Annotated in this window: 21 protein-coding genes and 1 pseudogene; 9 read left to right on the top strand and 13 right to left on the bottom strand. The window is 68.8% G+C overall.

Going from position 1 to position 20,945, the window contains the following annotated elements; genetic code table 11:
* Window positions 1-28: 28 nt before the first annotated feature.
* The 4 genes and pseudogenes from E6N53_RS05510 to E6N53_RS05495 all read left to right on the top strand — a co-directional run.
* Window positions 29-886 (top strand): type II CAAX endopeptidase family protein, encoded by an 858-nt coding sequence (locus E6N53_RS05510; RefSeq protein ID WP_142857561.1) that lies wholly within the window; start codon window positions 29-31, stop codon window positions 884-886.
* 95 nt (window positions 887-981) lie between these two features.
* The gene (locus E6N53_RS05505) at window positions 982-1,401 is read left to right on the top strand and encodes an HIT family protein (protein WP_142857559.1); all 420 of its coding nucleotides are present in this window, start codon (window positions 982-984) and stop codon (window positions 1,399-1,401) included.
* Window positions 1,402-1,490: 89 nt separating this feature from the next.
* Window positions 1,491-1,973 (top strand): pyridoxamine 5'-phosphate oxidase family protein, encoded by a 483-nt coding sequence (locus E6N53_RS05500; protein ID WP_136589793.1) that lies wholly within the window; start codon window positions 1,491-1,493, stop codon window positions 1,971-1,973.
* A pseudogene (locus tag E6N53_RS05495) lies at window positions 1,974-2,468 on the top strand (DUF2391 family protein); the annotation flags it as partial.
* A gap of 59 nt (window positions 2,469-2,527) precedes the next feature.
* Here the strand turns inward: E6N53_RS05495 and E6N53_RS05490 are convergent.
* The 3 genes from E6N53_RS05490 to E6N53_RS05480 all read right to left on the bottom strand — a co-directional run bounded on the left by E6N53_RS05490 (window position 2,528) and on the right by E6N53_RS05480 (window position 4,603).
* Complete coding sequence (locus E6N53_RS05490; RefSeq protein WP_142857556.1) at window positions 2,528-2,836, bottom strand: cupin domain-containing protein; 309 nt, start codon at window positions 2,834-2,836, stop codon at window positions 2,528-2,530.
* A 66-nt stretch (window positions 2,837-2,902) separates the two neighbouring features.
* On the bottom strand, window positions 2,903-3,823 hold the full coding sequence (locus tag E6N53_RS05485; protein ID WP_136589796.1) for an AEC family transporter: 921 nt from the start codon (window positions 3,821-3,823) through the stop codon (window positions 2,903-2,905).
* 51 nt (window positions 3,824-3,874) lie between these two features.
* Window positions 3,875-4,603, bottom strand: coding sequence for an alpha/beta hydrolase family protein (locus E6N53_RS05480; protein WP_142857554.1), 729 nt, complete (start codon window positions 4,601-4,603; stop codon window positions 3,875-3,877).
* Window positions 4,604-4,747: 144 nt separating this feature from the next.
* Here E6N53_RS05480 and E6N53_RS05475 point away from each other — a divergent pair, with 144 nt between their 5' ends.
* Window positions 4,748-5,482: a division plane positioning ATPase MipZ gene (locus tag E6N53_RS05475; RefSeq protein WP_142857552.1), complete on the top strand. Its 735-nt coding sequence runs from the start codon at window positions 4,748-4,750 to the stop codon at window positions 5,480-5,482.
* A 28-nt stretch (window positions 5,483-5,510) separates the two neighbouring features.
* On the opposite strand, the gene E6N53_RS05470 is transcribed toward E6N53_RS05475, so the two are convergent.
* Window positions 5,511-6,026, bottom strand: coding sequence for a DUF7858 family protein (locus E6N53_RS05470; protein ID WP_142857550.1), 516 nt, complete (start codon window positions 6,024-6,026; stop codon window positions 5,511-5,513).
* Between the two features lie 157 nt (window positions 6,027-6,183).
* Here E6N53_RS05470 and E6N53_RS05465 point away from each other — a divergent pair, with 157 nt between their 5' ends.
* Window positions 6,184-7,047, top strand: a complete 864-nt coding sequence (locus E6N53_RS05465; protein ID WP_142857547.1) for a transcription initiation factor IIB — start codon at window positions 6,184-6,186, stop codon at window positions 7,045-7,047.
* A 113-nt stretch (window positions 7,048-7,160) separates the two neighbouring features.
* Here E6N53_RS05465 and E6N53_RS05460 read toward each other — a convergent pair whose 3' ends face one another.
* From E6N53_RS05460 to E6N53_RS05425, 8 genes are all read right to left on the bottom strand, one after another.
* Entirely contained in the window at window positions 7,161-7,856 is a 696-nt protein-coding gene (locus E6N53_RS05460; RefSeq protein ID WP_142857545.1) for a MinD/ParA family ATP-binding protein, read from the bottom strand.
* Window positions 7,853-8,761, bottom strand: coding sequence for a DUF7857 domain-containing protein (locus E6N53_RS05455; RefSeq protein WP_142857543.1), 909 nt, complete (start codon window positions 8,759-8,761; stop codon window positions 7,853-7,855). The genes E6N53_RS05460 and E6N53_RS05455 overlap by 4 nt, the downstream gene beginning before the upstream one ends.
* A 41-nt stretch (window positions 8,762-8,802) precedes the next feature.
* On the bottom strand, window positions 8,803-9,708 hold the full coding sequence (locus E6N53_RS05450) for a DUF7856 family protein (RefSeq protein WP_142857541.1): 906 nt from the start codon (window positions 9,706-9,708) through the stop codon (window positions 8,803-8,805).
* Window positions 9,705-10,043, bottom strand: a complete 339-nt coding sequence (locus E6N53_RS05445; RefSeq protein ID WP_136589804.1) for a DUF7855 family protein — start codon at window positions 10,041-10,043, stop codon at window positions 9,705-9,707. The genes E6N53_RS05450 and E6N53_RS05445 overlap by 4 nt, the downstream gene beginning before the upstream one ends.
* 68 nt (window positions 10,044-10,111) lie before the next feature.
* Complete coding sequence (locus E6N53_RS05440; RefSeq protein ID WP_136600719.1) at window positions 10,112-10,396, bottom strand: DUF7854 family protein; 285 nt, start codon at window positions 10,394-10,396, stop codon at window positions 10,112-10,114.
* Window positions 10,397-10,488: 92 nt separating this feature from the next.
* Entirely contained in the window at window positions 10,489-11,826 is a 1,338-nt protein-coding gene (locus tag E6N53_RS05435) for a DUF6338 family protein (RefSeq protein WP_142857539.1), read from the bottom strand.
* Window positions 11,827-11,871: 45 nt separating this feature from the next.
* A complete protein-coding gene (locus E6N53_RS05430; protein ID WP_136589807.1) occupies window positions 11,872-12,102 on the bottom strand; it encodes a hypothetical protein in 231 nt (76 codons plus the stop codon).
* A gap of 74 nt (window positions 12,103-12,176) precedes the next feature.
* Entirely contained in the window at window positions 12,177-16,436 is a 4,260-nt protein-coding gene (locus tag E6N53_RS05425) for an LAGLIDADG family homing endonuclease (RefSeq protein ID WP_142857537.1), read from the bottom strand.
* A gap of 170 nt (window positions 16,437-16,606) precedes the next feature.
* On the opposite strand from E6N53_RS05425, the gene E6N53_RS05420 reads away from it, so the two are divergent.
* The 3 genes from E6N53_RS05420 (at window position 16,607) to E6N53_RS05410 (ending at window position 19,179) form a co-directional block, all read left to right on the top strand.
* Entirely contained in the window at window positions 16,607-17,347 is a 741-nt protein-coding gene (locus E6N53_RS05420; protein ID WP_142857535.1) for a type 1 glutamine amidotransferase, read from the top strand.
* A 56-nt stretch (window positions 17,348-17,403) separates the two neighbouring features.
* Window positions 17,404-17,748, top strand: coding sequence for a thioredoxin (gene trxA / locus E6N53_RS05415; RefSeq protein WP_136589810.1), 345 nt, complete (start codon window positions 17,404-17,406; stop codon window positions 17,746-17,748).
* An 84-nt stretch (window positions 17,749-17,832) separates the two neighbouring features.
* Window positions 17,833-19,179, top strand: coding sequence for an FAD-dependent oxidoreductase (locus E6N53_RS05410; protein ID WP_142857533.1), 1,347 nt, complete (start codon window positions 17,833-17,835; stop codon window positions 19,177-19,179).
* Window positions 19,180-19,182: 3 nt separating this feature from the next.
* On the opposite strand, the gene E6N53_RS05405 is transcribed toward E6N53_RS05410, so the two are convergent.
* Window positions 19,183-20,739: an SLC13 family permease gene (locus E6N53_RS05405; protein ID WP_142857531.1), complete on the bottom strand. Its 1,557-nt coding sequence runs from the start codon at window positions 20,737-20,739 to the stop codon at window positions 19,183-19,185.
* Window positions 20,740-20,945 lie beyond the last annotated feature (206 nt).

Below are 20,945 nucleotides of genomic sequence, written 5' to 3'. Positions count from 1 at the left end.
TTTCGGTGCCGCGCGTCGTACGTCGGCTATGGCAACATCCGGAGGGGTCGGAGACGGGTGGCTCCGTCGGCATCGTCTCGCGGGGTTCTTCGGGCTGACGTTCGCACTGTCGTGGGGAGTCCCCCTGGTCGCGCTCGCCGCGGCACCGCTGGTCGGGCGGAGCGCAACCGTCTCGGGGTACTCCCCGCTGGCGTACCTCGCGGTGTGGGCTCCGGCCATCGCGGCGTTCGTCGTCGTGGGACTCGTCGACGGACGGGCGGGCCTCCGAGCGTACCTCCGGCACGTCACCGCGTTCCGTGGCCGGGCGCGCTGGTACGGCGCCGTCCTCCTGGGCGTCCCCGCTGCCTACCTCCTCTCGGCAGTCGTCGCGAGCACGACGGGCGGCCCGCCGCTCGCGCTCGAGTCAGGGTGGTTCGGCGCGTTCCTCGCCGTGTCGCTCCGCCGGTTGACCCAGGGTCCCGTCGAGGAGATCGGCTGGCGCGGGTTCGCGCTGCCGCTCCTACAACGACGCTACAGCGGCCTCGTCTCGGGCGTGCTCCTCGGGACGGTCTGGGCGCTCTGGCACGCGCCCGCGCTCGTCATCTCGACGGCCGAGTTCGCCCGCGCCGGTCCGCTGGTCCCGGGCCTGGTCCGTCTGTTCGTCACGCTCGTCGCGACCTCCATCGTGGTCACCGTCGTCTACAACGGCTCGGGAGGGAGCGTCCCGCTCGCGGTGGGGTTTCACTGGCTGACGAACCTCACCTACCCGTGGGAGACGACGGCGACCGTCCCGCTCACGCAGGACGTCGTGTTCGTCTGCGTCTCCGTGCTCGTCGCCGTGACGGTCGGACGGCGCTATCTGGGTCGGGCACACCTCGCGACGACGGTGTACGGAACGGACGAGTAAGACGGAGCGTCCGGCGGGACGGCGACGCACGAGATGCCGGGTCGTCCCCCACACCGGGGGGATTTTTCCACGCCGCTGCTCGCTTTCGAACCGGGATGAGCTGTATCTTCTGCCGCATCGTCGACGGCGACCTCCCGAGTCGAACCGTGTACGAGAGCGACGAGGCGCTCGCGTTCCTCGACGCGAACCCCCTCACAGCGGGGCACACGCTCGTCGTCCCGAGAGACCACTACGAGACCGTGGGGGACCTGCCGCCGGGGGCCGCGGGCGCGGTGTTCGAGGCGGTCAGCGCCGTCACGCCCCGGGTCGAAGCGGCCGTCGACGCCGACGCGACGACCGTCGCGGTGAACAACGGCGAGGCCGCGGGACAGGAGGTCCCACACACCCACGTCCACATCGTCCCCCGGTTCGAGGGTGACGGTAACGGTCCCATCCACCGCCTGTTCGGGAGCCGACCGGCGCTCTCGGACGAGGAACTGGACGCGGTCGCGGCCGCGATTCGCAGCGAGCACTGACCCTGCCGGCGGTCGCACGCGTTGGTCCCGGTTCCCACGCGCGGAGAATCGGCGCGATAGCTATCCGGTGTCTCCGCCTCTCTCCGAACATGACACTCGACGAACTCGACGAGTACGGGATGGTCCGGATGACCGACGAGGAGATCACCGGCTACCTCGCGAGTCAGCGCGTCGGGGTGCTCGGGCTCCCGGCGGAGGGCGCGCCGAGCCTGCGCCCGATGTCGTTCGGGTTCGACGGCGACGCGCGGCTGTACTTCCTGTACGTGCTGGGCGGTGAGAGCCGGAAGGCCGAGTTGAGCACGGATGCACGAGAGGCGCGCTTTCTCGTCTACAGCGCCGAGACGCCGTTCAACTGGCGGAGCGTCCTCCTCACCGGTCGGATGAGCGAGGTTCCCGACGGGGAGCGCGCCGCCGCGCGTGAGGCGCTGAACGACGCGTGGCGACCGGACGTGTTCGAGCGCGCGAGCGCGGCGGAGGCGACGCAACTCTACCGCTTCGACATCGAGACGCGGACGGGGCTGAAGCATCTCGGCCTCCCGCCGGGCTTCGAGCGACAGGACGACGAGGCGTGACGGACGGGACGCTGGCCCTCGGACGAGGGCCCGCCCAAACAGGTATCTTCCTCCACCAGACATGACCGTCGTATGAACGAACGCCGAAAGCACAAGCTCGCGGACACGGCTCAGCAAATCGTCGGCGGGTTCTTACTCGCTGGCCCGTTCGTCGTCACCCAGGAGGTGTGGATGCTGGCGCGGAACATGACCCTCTTTCACAGCCTGTTCCTCGTCGGCGCGATCATGACCATCGGATACGGCGGCCTGTACGGCGCTGACAACGACCGCGACCCCTCCCGCGAGGCCGTGTTCGTCGGGGTTCCCGTCCGGTTCATCTCGGTGATGCTCGTCGCGTTCGGCTCCGTGACCCTGCTCGCGTTCGCCGTCACCGCGCCGGACCTCTTTCTCGGCGACCTCCAGCGCCCCGACCGGTTCTACGTCACGTTCCAGGCCATCAGCGTCGCCTCGGTGTTCAGTGTCGTCGGCGCGGTGACGACGGACAGCCTCTTCTAGGGCTGGTCGCCCGCGGCGCGGACGCATCGACTCGGCGCGGCCGGTCGCCCGGAGCCGACTCAGTACTCCGGCGGCGCGTACACGTTGACCGTCTCCAGGGGGACCGTGCCGGTGTTCGTTATCTCGTGTGTCTCACCGGGTTCGACGAGAAGCAGCGTGCCCGCCGCGAGGTCGACGGTGTCTCCCTCGACCGTCGCAGTTCCGTCACCCGAGACGACGTAGAGCCACTGGTCGCTCGCGGCGTGGGCGCTCTCCGGGCCGCCAGTCGACTGTCCGGGCGCGAGGACCATCGTCGCCGCCTGCGAGCGGTCGGTGCCGCCGACCACGTCGAAGAGACCGTCCAGGCGCGTCGTGTCGATTCGGTCCATACGTGGGTCGACCGGCTCGAAGCACGAAAGTCTGTGTCCCGCTCGCGCCGCGGCGTCCCCGCGGCTCTAGTGGGCGACCACACCGAGCAACTGGACGACACCGAACAGCGTCGCCGCCGCAGCGACTGTCGTCGCGAGGATGGTCGCCGAGGCGAGGTCGCCGTCGCCGCCGAGTTCGCTCGAGTAGATGTACGTCGAGACGGCCGTCGGCATCGCGAGCATGAGGACGCCCGCGCGGACCGTCGTCGGCGAGGCGGCGAGGACGGCGAACACGGCCATCGCGACGACGGGCATGACGAGGAGCTTCACCGCCGCGACCGCACCGACCGTCGGCGGGTCGACGAAGCCGTCCTCGGCGGTGAGCGACGCGCCGACGGCGAGCAGTGCGATAGGCAGCGCGAACGTGCCGACGAAGCCGAGCGCGTCGCGGGCGAGCGCCGGGAGTTCGACGCCGACGGCGGCACCGACGAGCCCCAGTCCGAGCGCGATGAGGACCGGATTGTGGGTGACACCGCGCAGTTCGTCGGCGACGTCGGCGTCGGCGCTGGTGATGCGGGTCAACAGAAGCACCGTGAGCGTCACCTGCACGAGCGAGCCGATGCCGAGGACGACGCTCGCCTTCCCAGCGGTGACACCGCCGAACGTCGCCGCGACGAACGGTAACCCGAGAAAGCCCAGATTACAGTGGTACGACTGGACGACGGCGACGCCGCGGCGCGCGGGGTTCGAGCGGCGGCGATGGACCAGCCAACTCACCCCGGCGACCGCCAGGAGGACGACGGTGACGCCGACGACGAGGCGCCAGACGAGCACCTCCGAGAGCGGCCGGCCGACGGTCGATTCGAAGACGAGCGCGGGGAGCGCGACGTAGAAGGCCGCCGACGTGAGCGCGTCGCGGCGGGCCGGAGTCAGGACGCCGACGGCCCGGGCACCGACACCGACGGCGAGGAGGACGAGCATGTAGCCGAGTTGCGTCGCGACGCTCACACGCGCCCTTTCACAAGCGACGGCATGGACGTTGCGGTCTCGCGTGCGACCTCACGCGGACAGGGCGACGGCGAGCCAGTCGAACAGCTGTCGTCTGAAGCGTGTCTCCGCCGAACGGGAGAACCGGTGACCCTCGTCCGAGTACACGTGGAGCGACACGTCGACGTCGAACGCCGCCGTCGCGTCGAGGCTGTCCCGGAGGGCGACCGACTCGTCGGCCGCGCCGTGGAACAGGGCGACCGGGACGTCGAGTCCGGCGGTCACGTCCTCGAACGAGTACCGCTCGAAGTCGGCGAAGAACCGCTCGTCGACGGTGTGGCCGGTCTCGTAGACGAACCGACCCTCGGAGTCAACGACGGCGCGCATCCCGTCGAACGCGCGGTTGTCCGTCAGCGGGGCTCGGCCCGCGACGGCCTCGATTCGCCGGTCGGCCTCGACGGCCGTGTGGAACGCCGTCTTCGCCCCGAAACTCGACCCGAACAGCACGTACGCCGGGGCGTCGAAGTACGCGAGGACGGCACGGAGGTCAGCGATTTTGGCCGAGAGCGTCTGGTCGACGAACGCGCCGTCCGACGCGCCGCACCCCCTGAAGTCGAAGCGAACCGCGTGGTAGCCTTCGTCGACGGCGCGCCGACACCGTGCCTCGTAACTCCCGGACTTGTCGCTGACGAAGCCGTGACAGCAGACGAGCCACGCGTCGTGGGCGGGCGAGTCGGGGGCGTGGTGGACGGCGGCGAGTGCCTCGTTGCGGTCGGTCGGGATGGTGTGCGTGGTCGGCATCGAGTCGGTGGCTCCGTGGCGGACCCGTCGCGTGGCGTCGGTATCAGGGCGTCGGTGGCGCGACCGGCGAGGAGCCACGGCCGCCGCTATCAGGAGCGAGAGTCGTGAGGGAGCGTTTTTCACGATAGACGCGACACCGGTGGCATGACCTGCAGGACCGTGGCGTTCGTCGGCGCGACCGGCGGCGCTGGGACGACTCGGACGGCGCTCGAGGCCGCCGTCGCGCTCGCTGCCGACGGAGCCGACGTGGCCGTGCTCGACGCGGCGTACGCGACACAGGGGATGGGAGGGTACCTCTCCGGCCGCCTCGAACCGGACCTCACGGCGCTGGTGACTGACCGAACCGACGACCCGCTCGCGGCCGGGCTAGTCGAACTGGACGCCGAGACGCCGGGTGACGTCGTCTGCTGCCCGGTCGACGCGCCGTTCACGCGGCTGGCCCGCGCGAAGTCGGTCGAGGCCGCACGGGCGTTCGAGCGCCGAATCGAGGAGGCGGCGACGACGGTCGACCACGTCCTCGTCGACGTCCCCCCGGTCGCGGCGAACCAGGCCGTCGCCGCGACGACGGCCTGCGAACGGGTCTGTCTCGTCACACCGGGCGGTGACCGCGGTGCCGACGCGACGAACCGACTCCGAGAGCGGGTCGCCGACGTCGGGACAGCCGTCGACGTCGTCGCGGCGGTCCGAGGCGACGACGAGTGGGGTGCGGCCGACGTCGTCCTCCCGTCGACCGAGACGCCGCTGCCCGCGGTACTCTCGGACGACACGTACGGACGGGCGGTCGCCGCGCTCGTCGCTCGACTCGTCGACCGCGAGGTCACGGCAGTCGGCGAGACGGGCGGCCTCTTCGACGGCGTCGCAGAACGAGTGCGGCGGTAAGGCCACCGGCGGGGCCCGCCTGTCGGTCTCAGACGAAATCGGCAGGGTCGGTCATCGTCTCGGCGAGCGCCTCGCGTTTCGCGACGCTCGCGCTGTGCGTGGGTGTGAGCGCCGCCTCTGCCGCCTCGACGAGGTCGGGAACGGGGTCGTGTGTCTCGACGTAGGCGGCGAGCGCGAACTCCGCCGAGGTCGCGCCGGTGAGCGTGGTCGCGTCCGCGCGGGACAACTCACCCGCGAGCCAGTCGCGGACGACGTCTCTGCCGACCGGACCGAGCGGCGAGACACCCGCCTCGCCACAGAGGTGAAGCGTCTTCGCGGCCGTCATCGGCGCGACGTGAGCGGCGCGAGCGACGTCGCCGACGCTCGTGCCGCTCGCGTAGCGCTCGAGCACTGTGGCCGCGGCCGTCGGGGCACACGGCAGCACGTCCGCGAACGCCGTGAGCCGGTCTGTGAGGTCCGTCTCGGTACCGTCGACGGTCGGGACGCCGCGCTCGCGCTGCTTCGTCGTGACCTCGATGCCGGCCGCGATGTCCGACAGTGTCATGCGAGACTCTCTCGCGGTATCGATAATAAATTCTCGTATTCGAGACTGTCTTGTCGAAGGGACGTACCGGTGACCGGTACGTTATCCCGGCGCGCAGCGGCGTCGAATCGGCAGTTCCTCACGTGTTTAAATATTCGATCGCGCCCGATATTCGAATATGAGCACGAGAAACCAGGCGGGCTGTCCCGAGTGCGACGGGCGACTGAACACGGACGCGACCGAGACGGTGTGTGCGGAGTGCGGGCTGGTCGTCGCGGCGGACCACATCGACCACGGGCCGGAGTGGCGGTCGTTCCAGGACGGTCCCTCGCGCGAGCGGACCGGCGCGCCGCTGACCCGGTCGCGGCACGACCGTGGACTCTCGACGGAGATCGGCCGGTCGACGCGTATCAAGGGGCGCAAGCGCCGTCGGCTGGCCCGCATGCGGGTGCAACACAACCGTGCTCAGATATCGACCAAGCGCGAGCGGAACCAGGTGTACGTCTTCACCGAGATTCGGCGTGTGACCTCGCGGCTCTCGCTCCCGACGCACATCCGCGAAATGGCGTCGACGCTCTTCCGGTCGGCGCAGTCGGAAGACATCGTCAGAGGACGGTCGCTCGAGGGGTTCGCGGCCGCGTGCGTCTACGCCGCGTGTCGGACCCAGCGGGTGTCGCGGACGGTCGAGGAGGTCGTCGCCGAGGCACGGGCGGACCGGGCCGAACTGCGAGCGGCGTACGGGGCACTGAACCGCGAACTCGGGCTGCCGACCGGGCCGATCGACCCGGCCGAGTACATCCCGCGGTACGCGACGGCACTCGACGTCGGCCCGGCGGTCGAACGGCGGGCCCGCGAGTACGCGGTGACGTGCCGCGAGCGGGGCCTCGACTCGGGGCGGAACCCCAGCGGTGTCGCCGCCGCCTGCCTGTACACGGCCGCGCGTGAATGCGGGGGTGACGTGACGCAGGCGGCTGCCGCAGAGGTCGCCGACGTCACGCCGGTGACCGTTCGGAACACCTACACCGACCTCCGAGACGAGTAGACACGAGAGCGAGCGGTTGCGAGCGCTGGTCGACACCCGATTTCTCACGTCCGTTGCGTCGTCGAGCCACTCGTCTCGCGCTCACGCCGCGTCGCCGAACGGCACGTGCCGAGTCAGCACCGAACCGCGTCGACAGCCTCGGCGAGCCGAGCGAACCGGTCGGCGAGCGGGTGCGCCCCGTCGGCGGCGGGCGGGCGACCCCCGTCCAGCGACTGCGCGAGCGCCGCGTCGGTCGGCAGTCGCGTGACCGGTGCGCCGAGGAGTCGCTCGAACGTCTCGACGGTTCGCCCGGTGGCGTCGGCGGCACGGTTGAGAACCACGGCGACGAGCCCACAGTCGAGTTCGCGGGCGAGTTCGCGCGTCCGAACCACGTCGGCGACAGCGAACGGGTCGGGAGTAGTGACCAGGAGACAGGCGTCGGCGACGGCCAGCGGGACGCCGGCGTCGGAGCGCATCCCCGCGGGGCAGTCGATGACGACGTCACCGTACTCCCGCTCGACCGCACGAGCGGCGTCGGCGAGGCGTCGCAGGTCGACCGCCCGGGCACCGGCGAGCGAGCGCCCGCACGGCAGGACCGAGACGGCACCGTGACGGACCGCCTCGAGCGGGCACGCGCGGCTGGCGAGGACGTCGTGGAGGTCCGGCCCGCGTCCGAACGGGAGGTTCGCCATGCCGAGGTCGGCGTCGACGACGACCGCTCGGTGGGCCTCGGTCGACGCCGAGTCCGGCTCCGAGAGGGCGGCACCGAGGTTGTACGCGACGGTCGACTTGCCGACACCGCCTTTCCCGCCGGCCACGGCGAGGATCACCGCGGTTCCCCCAGATCGGGTACGTCCGTCGCGTCGATGCGAGCCGCGAGGTCGTCCGCGCGAGCCGCGACCCGAGCGAGCGCGGCAGCGTCGGCCTCGAGCGTCGTCTCGAGCACGTCGATTCCGGCACGACCGCCGACGGCGGCGACGACCGGTGTCGCCTCGGGGACGGTACCGGCGAGCCTGTCGGCGGTCTCCAGGCGAGCCTCGACGGCTCGGAACCACGCCGCGACGACCGTCGGAACGGAGTGCTCCGGTGAGTCGGACGTCCCGGAGCCCCGAGCGGTCGCTTGCCCCTTCGACTCGGCCGCGCGCTCGTCGACGCTGCGGGGACTGGTCTCCGTCGAGCGTCGAGCCGAACGGTCACCCGTGTCGACGCTGTCTCCGGGCGACGCCGTCGACGGCTGGTCGCCGGGGGGGTCGACCTCGTCGACCGACTGCGACAGGACGACGGCTCGCGGTGGCGCGTGGTCGCCGAGCGACCGGAGCGCCCGGTCGACCGGGGATGCGTCGTCCGAATCACCGACGGGCCGGTCGTCGACGGCGACCGGTGGCGTCTCCGGTGGGGCGTGGCACGCGTATCCGAGCGACACGCTCGCGCCACCGGGGACGCGCCGCGTGACCCCGTCGTCGTCCCACCCCGCTTCGGCGACGCCGTGACGACGCGGCGGACGCACCGGGACATCGAGGCGGTTCTCGAGACGGACCTCGCGAGGTGCCGTGTGCGTGTTGTGCACGCGAACGGTCACGAGCGTCGCGTCCGCGGCGCGGGAGACGTGCCACTCGGCCGTGAGGAGGCCGGCACGGAGCGAACCGCACGTGTCGCGGTCGACCGTGTCGGCGTCGGCAGGCAGTCTGTCGCCGGCGGGGTCCGTCACCGGCGTCGGATCCGACGGATGAGTCATACACCACCTGGCTGCCTCCCCCCATATGAATCAGCGGTCGTTCACACCCGGATGACCGGCGCGTCGAGTCGTGTGGCAGCCTCGGCCGGCGAGCCGAAGCGGTCGGCGGAGACCACGAGCGGGGCCGCGACGCGAGCGAGGCGTGCGACTGCGAGTGCGGCGGTGGTAGCATCCCCCCGGTACGATGCCGGGTCGTCACCCACCTCGGCGTCGCCCGGGAGCGTGGCGAGCGCGACGGCGAAGTCGTCGAACACCGCGGAGACGAGTTCGCGACGGGCCCGTCGTCGCAGGTTCGCGACGTGGTCGGCGAGGTGGAGACGTCGTTCCCTGCCGTCGCGTGCGGCGCGGGCAGCACGTTCGACCTGTGCGAGTCGCTGGTCGGCGGCGATGCGCTCGGTCTCGACCTCGGTGAGCGACGCCACCGCCTCGGCGAGGTCGGCCTCGACGACCGACGTGTCGGCACCGACCTCTCTGAGCGCCTCCAGCCGGCCACGAAGCGTCGCGACTCGCTCGTCGAGCCGGCGCGCTCTCGTCCCGGCGTCGGCGACGCGCCGCTTCGCCGACGACAGGTCGACGGTGTCGAGGTCGGCCGACGCCGCGGCGAGTTCCGCGCGAGCGCGTTCGAGTGGGCGGGCGGCGGACGGGACGAGTCCGTGCGAGCGGGCGGCGGCGACGAGCGCGTCTCGGAGGTCGAACGAGCGGGGTGGAATCCGAGAGACGTGCGCGTGAACGGGTCCAGCGCGCTCACAGTCGACCGGCAGTTCCGGTCGGCGAACGGTCGCGCCGGGGGTCGACGCCGTGTGAACGGCGGCGACGAGTTCCTCGGGTGAGACGCCTGTCCCGCGAAGGTCGACCGCCCGCCCGCGGTGCGAGACGTCACCGACGGTCACGGCGACGGTGCCGGGGCGACGCGGCGGGGCGGGAACCCGTGTCGGGACGAAGCTCACAGCTCTCGCTCGCGGAGCGCCGACGGCGACGGGTGCTCGGTGTCGCGGGCGAACGCGTGGTACGGCGTGCTCGGCGAGTCACGGTTCTCGTACGCGCAGGCGGCCTCGCGCACCACGTCTGGAACGTCGGCGAACTCGTTCAACGGACGGGTCAGTTCGACGTGGACGTCCACGCCGTGTTTCTCGACGAGGCGGAGCGCGAGGAACGCACCGAAGTGGGTGTCGTCGAAGAGCGCCGCGCGGCCGAACCGGCGGACGACGGTCTCGTCGTGAGTCCGACACACGTTGCGGAGCGACGTTCGGGCCGGGTGTGAGTAGGTCACCACGAGCAGCACAGGACGTCGAATGTATGGACGCGGTCAAAACGTTCGCGCCGCGAGTATCGCGACAGATAACGAGGGAGTCAGCCGAGTCGCTCGACGGTGACCGCCAGTTCCTCACCCGCGTCGAGGAGGTCTCTGACGCGAGCTTCGGCCTCTGCGGCGGACGTGGCGACGACGACGAGTCCGTCCGCACGCTCGTCGCCGCTAGAGCGGTACGCGGCCAGGTCGTCTTCCCCCTCGAAGTCGGTCGCGTAGGTGCGCAGGACGTTCACCACCTGTCGTTCCGTCGCGGCGAGGTCGACGTCGCCGCGCTCGAACGCCCGGAGCGCGTCCTCGATGTTCCGAAGCGCGGAGATGCGGTCCATCGTCACCCCACCTCACCGTGCGCGAGCATAAATAGCCAGTGGCAAGCCGACGAGACGGCCCGGTCAGACACGACAGCGGCGCGAGGACCGTCTCACGACGACGCCGACGAGGCGGTCCAGACGCGTCCGATACCGTAACGGCAGTGGGTTACAGTCCCCCCGCCCGAGACGCGGGTCGGAACGCGAATCCGCGCCTGGTCACCGATTCGTACGTCTTCGACGTAGCCGCGGGCGCGCCCCAGCGAGGTCCCGTCCGCGGTGTAGAAACGGACGACGAGTTCGCCGTATCGGACGTGGTGACCGGAGACGTTGCGGACCGTCGCGGTGGCGCACCACCACTCGCCCTCCTGTGAGAGCGTCGGCGGGGCGAGAATCTGGAGCGTCGACCGGAGTGTGACGTCGACCACCGGCCGGAGGGAGGCCCGACTCTCGCCCGCGAAGGTGAGTCGGAAGCGCTGCGACGCGCCTGGGACGAGTTCGTCGAACGCCCGGTGGCTCATCCCGCGCAGCAACCCGGCGTCGTCGACGAGTCGGACGTGGACCTCGACGGCCCGTGCGGCCGCGTCGCCGTCGTTCGTGACAGTCACCTCGGCGGCGCGTCCCCCCTCTTGCTCGACCAGTGTCGGCGGGTCGGGGCCGACGACGACGTGCGGTTCGGACGGGGGAGCGGCGGCGTCACCGGCGTCGGCTCGGCCCGTCTCGGAGGCGTCGCGCTCGCCGTCATCACACCCCTCGTCGGACTCATCCTCCTCGTCGGTGAGGATGTCGACCAGCCACGCGAGCACCGACGTGTCCGAGGGGTACCGGAGGTCGGCGTCGACGTGCAGGCGGTGGATGTCGCTACCGGTGAGATAGAGGTACTCGCCGAGGCGCGTGGCGTACGGAATCGCGGGTGACTCGTCGGTGACGTCCAGTCGGCGCGGCGACGAGAGGAGGATGTCGCGCGCGTCGATATCGTCGTTCGGGAGGGCCTTCCCGACGAAACGGACCTGTCCGACGAACTCCTCGCCGCTCTTGGTGCGAACGCGGGCGAAGCCGCGCGGTGTCCGGAGGTGGAGGAACGCCCAGGCGGTCTCGAGCGATGGGTGCGCGTCGTACCGCTCGTGGAACTCCTCGCGGTACCGCTGGCCGAGCGTGAGGCCCACGAGGGCGGCCACGCCCAGCACGAGGCCGTAGAGGAGCACCCCGCCGGCGACCCGGACGACCGGCGGGATGGGAATCCCAGCGACCAGCAAGGGAGCGACGACCAGCAGGAACGGAGCGGAGACGACGCCGACACCGAGGCTCCAGGCGACGCGTTCGAGCGTCCCCTCGCGGACGCGGACGCCGCTCTGCCAGATGAACAGCTGGGTCGCGATGAACCCCGGGAGGAGCGCCAGAAGGAACAGGAGTTCACCGCCGAGTAACTGCCCGAGGAGGTCGAGTTGCATGAGGCTCAAAACGCCGGTGTGAGTGCGAACGTCCGCACCCGCGAGCTACACATAGTCCTCGTCGCCGTTACCGTTCCCCGGGTCGAGTCCCTTCTCTTCGACGTCCTCGTCCCGGTCTCCCGGGTCGAACGTGGCCGGAGGCTCCTCCTCCAACACCGCGAGCGTCTCGCCGATGATCTGTTCGAGGTCGGTGTCGGAGACCCCGTCGACGAGGCCGTCTTCGACGCGGTGTCTGACCTTCTCCGCCACGTCGTCGACCGTTCGTTCGTCCACCATATGTCAGACCAGATGGTACTATGAGGGCATATAGCTAGCGTCCGCCGGCCCAAGCCCCTTGCGGCGAGGGTCGCTCAGGTCGTCCGCAGGTGGTTCTGCTGCGGCTCGTACACCTCGCCCTTGCGCCGGAGCTTCTCGAGTTCGTCCTCGGCCTTCGACCGGTCGAGGCCGAGGTCGACCTCGGCGCGGTCGAGCACCTCGTCGAGCGGTGCGCCCTCCTCGTACTCGCTCTCGAGTTCCGAGATGAGGCCTTTGAGGTTCTTGATGCGGTCGCGCTGGGTCTTCGACCGTCCGGTCTCGATGACGTCGGCGTCGAATTCGCCGGTTTCGGGGTCGACGCCGATGGCCTCCAGACAGGAGCGCACGATGGCGATGACGCGTTCGGCGTCCTCCGCTTCGACCGTATCGGAGAGGCGGACGCGGGCGGAGGCCTCGGCGAGGCGGACGAGCGCCTCGAGTTTCCGGGCCGTGACGGGGACCGGGGCGTCCTCGTCGGCACCCTTCGCCCGCAGGTCGACGTAGAACTCGCGGATGGCCGCCCGCGCCTCGTCGGTCATCGTCGGATAGCAGTTGCGTTTCGCGTGGGCGATGTACTTCCGCAGGAGTTCGGGCTCGATGGCCGGCTCGACCTCTTCGGTCGCCGCGTCGACCTCCTCCTGCGTGAAGTTCGAGTTCGTCATCCGCGTCCGCTGGGTGTTCAGCTCGCCCGCGTAGTTCGTCTGGAGGATGTGGTCGGCGAGGTCGCCGTCCTTCTCGGGGTCGGGCTGGTCGGTGACGGTGAAGATGAGGTCGAACCGCGAGATGAGCGCGGGTTCGAGATCTATCTGTTCCCCGATGGGTTCGTACTGGTCGAATCTGCCGTATTTCGGGTTCGCCGCGCCGAGGAGCGAACAGCGGGATTTGAGGGTGGCGTTGATGCCGGCCTTCGAGATGGAGATAGAGTTGTGAAGGACGACGCCCTGACTGACGAACGTGTTCGTGGGCTCGACCGTGACGTCGTACACCCACTCTGTTTCGTGTTCACCCGTGTTCGGCACGGTTTCGACGTTCGTCACTCGATAGAAACGCAGGTCACACCGTTTCTCGAGCGCATCAGAACGACGTTCAGCTTCGTCGAGCGCTTCGAGGACAGCACTAGACGCCTCGCGTAACATCTCACCTCGCTCCTCTGGGTTGTATCCACCGGCCTCCGCGTAGTGGACAGAGCTGGTCGTCATGCCGTCGACACGCTCAGCGAGTTGGCGACCGGACCACCCAACGACCGACCGGAGCGATTCCAGGTCGTCCGCGTCTTCGAGTCCGTCACGAACCGTCTCGATACGGTTATGAATCGCAGCGAGTTGTGTCTCGACGGTTTCTATCCGAACACCGAACTCCTCGTCGAGGTTCGGCCGGAACTGTCCAGTGAGTCTGAGACCGACTAGCTTCCGGAGTTCTCGAATCTCGCGGGCAGCACTCGTCGGAAGCACGTCGTGATGACGCCGACAGCCATTGCTGCGGTCGACGAACTCCATCGCCTTCTGGTGCCGTTCGTCAGCAGGCTCAACGACGGCTTCGACGAACTGCTCGGTCGAATCACCCATCACATAAGTCTTCCACGAGTCCTCGGTAGAGTTGTAGTGAATCCGTGACGCGACACCGATTTTCGCGAGGGCGTCAGCGTAGTCGTCCGCGAGTCCACGCGAACTCGTCGAGAGTGCCATCGCTTCGCTTTCGACGCCACCATCACCGGCGAACGCACCGACGAGGAACCGCCGGATGTGTTCTTCAGAAGCACCGAGTACCCGAGCAGGGATACGTTTCTCGCGGGCGGTCGCCATCATCTCTGGGACGTTTCGCTCGAACCATCGGTAGAGCTCCGTGGACACCCATCGCTTCGTGACGGTCCCAGCGGCATTGGTCGTGTCCGTACTCGTGAGTCCAAACGCATCGGTCATCAACTGGTCCATCCGCGTGAGAAGCCGCTCGTCTTGGTTGGAGAACCCGACTTCGTGAGACGAACCAGCATACGAGTGCCCCTCAGCAACGAGAAACCCCAGCGCCTCGGCCAGGCCTTCGGTCAGTTCGTTCGGGAGGTCAACGTCGCGCTCCTTGCCGACGTGGGGTTCGTCGTCGAACGCGACGGCAGCACCCGAGTTCGGGAGTTTCCGTGGGGCGGGGACAAACGCCCCTTCCTCGATGTCGCGAGCGTCGACGACGCCGACCTCACCACTGGAATCGACGAACATCGGGTGTTCAGGTGTGACGGTGACCGACCGCCCGTTGGAGAACTCGACTCGGACGAACTCGTCGGGAGCCTCGTGACGACTCACCCGGTCGATGGGGAGCTTCGTCGTCTCGTTCGTCTCGAAGTCGACCGAGTGCACGCCGGCATCATCGACAGGGAGAATCTCACAGTCGACACCGTCGACGACCTCGTCGGGGTGAGCGCTCATCTGCGCATCGACGAATTTGCCGATACGCACGCGGCGACCGTCTGAGAGCAGGATCTCGGTGTCTGGGTGGTACGACTGCTGCTCGAGCGCTTCGTGCATCGCCGAGCGGTCTTCCGAGTTGTGGACGATTATCCCGTTGGCGACGAAGTTGTGCGTTCCATCCACTGTGAGGTCGTAGACGTTCGTCTGGCGTCGCTTTCCATTTGTGCTGTCCGCAGAGTTCGTCGAAGGAACCGTCTTCACGTCCGAAACCGGACGACAAACCACATCCCCACCGGGACGAACACTTGGCGCGTTTTCCACCACCTGCCCACCGTCTGTCTCAGAGTGGGGGAGTTCACGCGGGACGTACACCCAGTCACCCTCAGTAAGCTCGCTTGCCGCACGTTCGACTCGCTCCCCGTCCTCGAAAACGAAGTACGGATGGTCGTGTGTCGAAGTGAGGCACTCACCAGACTGGAGTCGGATTTCGGTCAGGTCGCCGGGAGCCTCGTACTCGTGAACTGCCGTGACAGGCCGTTTGGCGAGCGTTCCGTCGTCGGTCATCGTCCACGCGGCGAAGTCCGCATCGAAGTCACGAATCGTCCGGCCGTTACTCAGTTCTTCGATAGTTCCTGACTCCGCTGCTGTGCGGGCGAGTTCGCCGATACGCTGAACCTCGCCACTGGCGAGGTGTACCAGCGTATCACCCGTCACACAGCGCATCTTATCGAGTTCGTCCACCGCCGCGATGCCCTTGTCGGCGAGGACGAGCGCCCCTGCCTCCAGTGTCCACTGCTGGCCGTCGCCGAAATCGTCTCGGACGGCCGCAGCAGTGAGCCCGGCCGCACTGGAGCCTTTCCCGGAGGTGTAGACGGAACGAGGGGCAATGTGCCTGATATATGATAATAACTGAGATTTGCCAGTTCCAGGGTCCCCGATGAGGAGCATGTGTAAGTCTCCTCTGATACGAGAACCGTCCGGGAGCCGCTTCGTGACGCCGGAGAACAACTGCAGAATCATCGAGAGCTTCTCCTGGTCGTAGCCGTAGATGGAGGGGGCGACGGAGGCGACCATCTCGTCGTAGATGTCCGGATGCGAGGAGAGTTCGATGATCTCCTGTTTGTCCTCGTCGGTGATCTCCATGTCCTCGAACTCCTCGTCTTCGATGATGATGGAGACGCCGTCCATGTAGAGGTCGAAGATGGGCGTCTTCTCGTTGTTCGAGGTCTGCTGTTCGATGTGGAGGACACCGTTGAGTGTGACGTGGTCGCCCGCGGTGACTTTGCCGGTGATGTCGTCCTCGATGTTGATGTCGATGCTCTGTGGTGTCTCTCCGCCCCTGAGGTCCTCGGGCGACTCCTGAACGCGAATCTTCTGCGAGTCGACGAACTCACTCTGGTCGAAGTTGACTCTGAACGGCCCCTGGCGCTCACAGCCCTGACACTCGTGCGGCTCCTGGAAGCCGCTGTCCTGTTGTGGGATGTACGTCATCGTCCCACAGCGCTGGCACTCGAAGGCGGCTTCGGTGATCTTCGGGCGGACGTCCGTGGCCTTGCGGACGATACCCTGCACCGAGACGAGCTTCCCGATGTGGTCGTCGTGGACCCGGATGTTCCGAATGTCGATGGAGTCGGGGATGTTCGTGAGGCGGACGTGTGCCTGTCCGAGACTCACATCGGCAGGTAAGTCGTACAGTCTGAGCGCCTCTTCGGCGTACCGCTGGAGCTGGTCGGGCTTCGCGAGGTAGTCCTCGGCGAGGTCGGGGTCGAAGGTGTAGAGGTCGTTGTAGTCGACGTAGAGCGAGCGCTGCTCGTTGGGATACCGCTGGGCGAGACGGCCGATCTCGTCGCGGTAGTAGTTGCGGTAGAACTGGATGAACCGTTCTGTCAGTTCCTGATTCTGCGGGGCCTGCGCCATCGCACAGTCATTGTGCGTACTCGACTAAAGAGTCTTGGCTACCGCGGCGGAAGTGGTTCGACAGTCGTCCGCTCAGTCGAGGCGGGGTCGAGTGCGGCGACCGTCGGGCGGCTGCGCAGGGCCGGTGCACGACCACTGGATTGATACTATTGTTGTCCGTAGTTTACAATATGAACAATACTGTCTCGAGGAGGGTTCGCGTCGCACTTCTGGACGCCTCGGTGGGCGAGACACCGGCCGAACGGAACTTCACCCGCGAACTCGACGCCGAGGTACGGACGTACAAGGTGAGCGAGGGGGAGTTCCCGCCCCGCGTCGACGCGAGCGAGCGGCCGTTCGACGCCGTCGTCGTCTCCGGGTCGCAGACGTCGGTGTACGACGAGGAGCCGTGGATTGCGGCGACGGCAGCGTGGGTCCGCGAAGCCGTCAAGGCCGGCGTGCCACTGCTCGGCGTCTGCTGGGGCCACCAGCTCCTGGCGCGGGCGGTCGGCGGCGAGGTCGACCCGATGGGCGGCATCGGGGAACTCGGATACACGACGGTCGAGCGACTCGAAACGAGCGACCCGCTGTTCGACGGCGTCGACTCGTCGTTCGTCGCGTTCGAGACGCACACGGACGAGGTGACGGCGCTACCGTCCGCGGCGACGCCGCTCGCCGAGACCGAACGAGCGCTGCAAGCGTTCCGCGTCGAGAACGCCTGGGGCGTCCAGTTCCATCCGGAGTACGACCGCGACACCGCCCGGTGGGTCACCGAGAACAAGCGCGGCTGGCTCGACGACGAGACGGTCGACGCCGTGCTCGAGACGGTCACCGCCGAGCGACACGCACAGACGGCGCAGGCGACGCGGGTGTTCGACAACTTCCTCGCCATCGCGCGCCGAATCAGCACGCCACGCGAGGTTTCGAACTAGTGTAGTGTACAATACATACACAACTATTAAGCCCGCTCGCGCGTAACTGCTGGTGTATGACGGACGCAGTGACCGAGGCGACGGACGAACCAGTAGCGATCGAATCAGTCGACCACTTCGAGGAGGTGGTCGGACGAGACGGCGTCGTCCTCGTCGACTTCCACGCGGAGTGGTGCGGCCCCTGTAAGATGCTCGAACCGACCGTCGCGGAGGTCGCGGCGGAGACGGACGCCGTGGTGGCGAAGGTCGACATCGACGTCCACCAGGAACTCGCGGTTCGCTTCGGTGTTCAGGGTGTGCCGAACCTCGTCTTCTTCGCCGACGGCGAACCCCAAAAGCGGGTCGTCGGCGTCCAGGGCAAAGAGGCGTTGACCTCGGTCATCGACTCGCTGGCGAACTGAGCGGAGACGTCGGGACGGCAGGCCCGTTCTCGATATTGTACACCCTGCACAATCTATTTGCGGCTCGCGTGAGTACGCTCGAGCATGGACCCGATCGTCATCGTCGGCGGCGACGCGGCCGGGATGAGCGCGGCGAGCAAGTTCAAGCGCGAGCGTCCCGAGCGTGAGGTCGTCGTCTTCGAGAAGGGCGAGTACGTCTCCTACGCCGCCTGCGGGATGCCGTACTACGTGAAGGGAGCCGTCGAGTCACTCGAGGACCTCCTCACCGTCACGCCCGAGCAGTTCATCGAAGAGCGCGGCATCGACCTCCGACTCCACCACGAGGTCGTGGACATCGACCCCGACGCGCGTGAGGTCGCAGTCGAGGGGCCCGACGGCCACGTCACCCAGTCGTACGACCAGCTCCTCGTCGCGACGGGTGCGCACGCGGTCGTCCCCCCGTTCGAGGGGATGGACCTCGACGGCGTGTTCACCATGCACTCGCTGCCCGAGGCCGAGGCCGTCCGCGACTACCTCGCGGCGGAAGAGCCCGACGCCGTCGCGGTCGTCGGCGGGGGGTACGTCGGCATCGAGATGGCCGAGGCCTTCGACGAACACGGCGTGACGGTCCACCTCTTCGAGATGCTGCCGCACGTCATGGCACCGTTCGGCGAGACCGTCGCCGAGGCGGTCGAAGACCACCTCCGCGAGCGAGGAGTCGACCTCCACCTGAACACCGCCGTCGAACGGTTCGTCGGCGACGAGGCCGTGACGGGTGTCGACGTCGGCGACGGGGTGGTCGACGTCGACCTGGCGCTCGTCGGCGTCGGCGTCGCCCCGAACACCGACCTCGCGGAGGCCGCCGGTGTCGACCTCGGGGAGACGGGTGCCGTCGCGACCGACGCGTACGGCCGGACGAACGTCGACGGCGTGTTCGCCGCGGGCGACGTCGCCGAGGCGCGGAACGTCGTCACCGGCGACCCGGACCACGTCCCCCTGGCGCTGACCGCCAACCGCGCGGGGCGGGCCATCGGCCAGACGATGGCCGGCGACGAGACGCCGGTCGGCGACATCGCCGGGTCCGCGGTCGTGAAGGCGTTCGACCTCACGGCGGCGCGCACCGGCGTAATCGACGAGGAGCGCGCGAGCGACGCGGGCTTCGACCCCGTCTCGGTCACCATCACCGCCGCCTCGCGGGCGCACTACTACCCCGGTGCCGAGGACATCACTATCACGATGTTCGGCGACCGGGAGTCGAGGCGACTGCTGGGCGCGACGATGGTCGGCCGCGAGGGCGTCGCAAAGCGCATCGACACCGTCGCGGCGGCACTCCACGAGGGAGCCACGGTCGAGGATCTGTCGTACTACGACCTCGCGTACGCGCCGCCGTACAGCCCGGTGTGGGACCCCGTGCTGACGGCGGCGAAGGTGCTCGCGGGGAAACTCGACTAGGCGTCAGCCCAGCACGACCGGCCAGACGAACCGGACGAGCACGAGCGCGACGAGCGTCGTCAGGAGGATGACGACCCCGTCGAGCAGGCTGCCGGCGCGGAGCATGTGTTCGCGGTTCAGATAACCCGCGCCGAAGACGATGGCGTTCGGCGGGGTCGCGACGGGGAGCGCGAAGCCGTAGCTGGCGGCGACGGCGCCGGTCACGGCGAGCATCACCGACGCCGACGTGGCCGAGGTCCCCAGCGCGTCGGCGTAGGCGGGCCCGACGTTGATGAGGAGCGGTGCGAGGATGGCCGCCATCGCCGTGTTCGAGGCCAGTTCGCCGACGAGGACGGTCCCGGCGACGATGGCGAGGAGAACGACGACGAGCGGTGCGCCCGCGAGCGCGCCCAGCGTCACCTCGGCGAGCCACGTCGTCGCCGCCGTGTCGGCGAGCGCGTTCGCCAGCGAGATGCCGCCGCCCAGGAGGATGAGCGTCCCCCAGTCGATGTCGACGACGTCGTCCCACGCGACGGCGTCGGTGACGACCAGGGTCGGGACGGCGAGCAACCCGACGAAGACGTAGAACAACAGCCCCTGGTGACCGGCGGTCCCGAGTGCGCTGGTGGCCGCGCCGCCGAAGAGCGTGACACGCCAGACCGGGGGGAGGAAGTCGGCGAGCAGGAACTCGAACCCGCCGAGGAGCCACAGGACGGCGGTCGCCGCGAAGACGACGACGGTCCGTCGTGCGCGCGCCGACAGCGGGCCCAGGGCGTCGAGTTGCGCCGCCGCGTCCGCGCGCGCTTCTGTCACGTCGTACGCGGCAGGCGGGTAGACGACGTAGGTGAGAAGCACCCACGCGACGGGGAGGGTGATGACGACCAGCGGGAGGCCGACGACGAGCCACTCGACGAAGCTTATCTCCACGCCCAGTAGCTCCCGCAGTTGCCCGACCACGATGGCGTTCGGCGGGGTACCGACGAGCGTCCCGACCCCGCCGAGGCTCGCCGCGTACGCGACGCCGAGGAGCATGGCGACCTGGAAGTTCGAGGCGTCGCTCTCACCGTCGCCGTCGCCGTCGTCGGCCTCGACGACGGGGGTGACGCTCGCGACCACGCCGACGACGACCGGGACCATCATCGCGACGGTCGCGGTGTTCGAGACGACCATCGAGAGGAGTGCCGTCGCGACCATCGCCCCGAGGACCAGCCCCCGGGGTGAGGTGCCGAAGCGGACGATGAGAAGCAAGGCGAGGCGGCGGTCGACGCCGTGGTGGCTGAGCGCCTCGGCGAGGACGAACCCCGCCAGCAGGAGGAAGATGACCGGGTCCGCAAAGCCCGCGACGGCGTCGCCGAACGAGGGGTAGACGCCGAGGGCCGTGAGCAACAGCGGGATACAGAGCGCCGTGAGCGCGAGCGGGAGGGCACCGGTAATCCAGAGGATGGCTGCGAACGCCATCGTTGCGAGCGCGAACTTGCCGGTGAGCGTCAGCGAGGCCGGTGTCGGCGCGGCGACGATGGCGCTCACGACGACGAGAGCGACGGCGAGCGTGAACAGCCGGAACCGGGGCGAGGGAGACACCTGAACTCACTCGTCCCTCCTCCTCGGGGAGGGAAAATAAAGACCGCCGTCGGGGTGGTGGCGACAGCGTCCGTCCGGATACTCGTGGGGCTGCTCGGTCGGCGGCCGCCCCGTGTTCCTCGCTGACGGCGTGGGCGTCGAGACCGGGAGCCGTGACGAGCCGATGCCAGGTTTTATGCGCGTGTTCGCGGAGGGACACGACAGGC

This window comes from Salinigranum halophilum (assembly GCF_007004735.1).
In the GTDB taxonomy this organism is placed as follows: Archaea; Halobacteriota; Halobacteria; order Halobacteriales; family Haloferacaceae; genus Salinigranum; species Salinigranum halophilum.
This window is presented reverse-complemented; position numbering and strand designations above follow the sequence as displayed.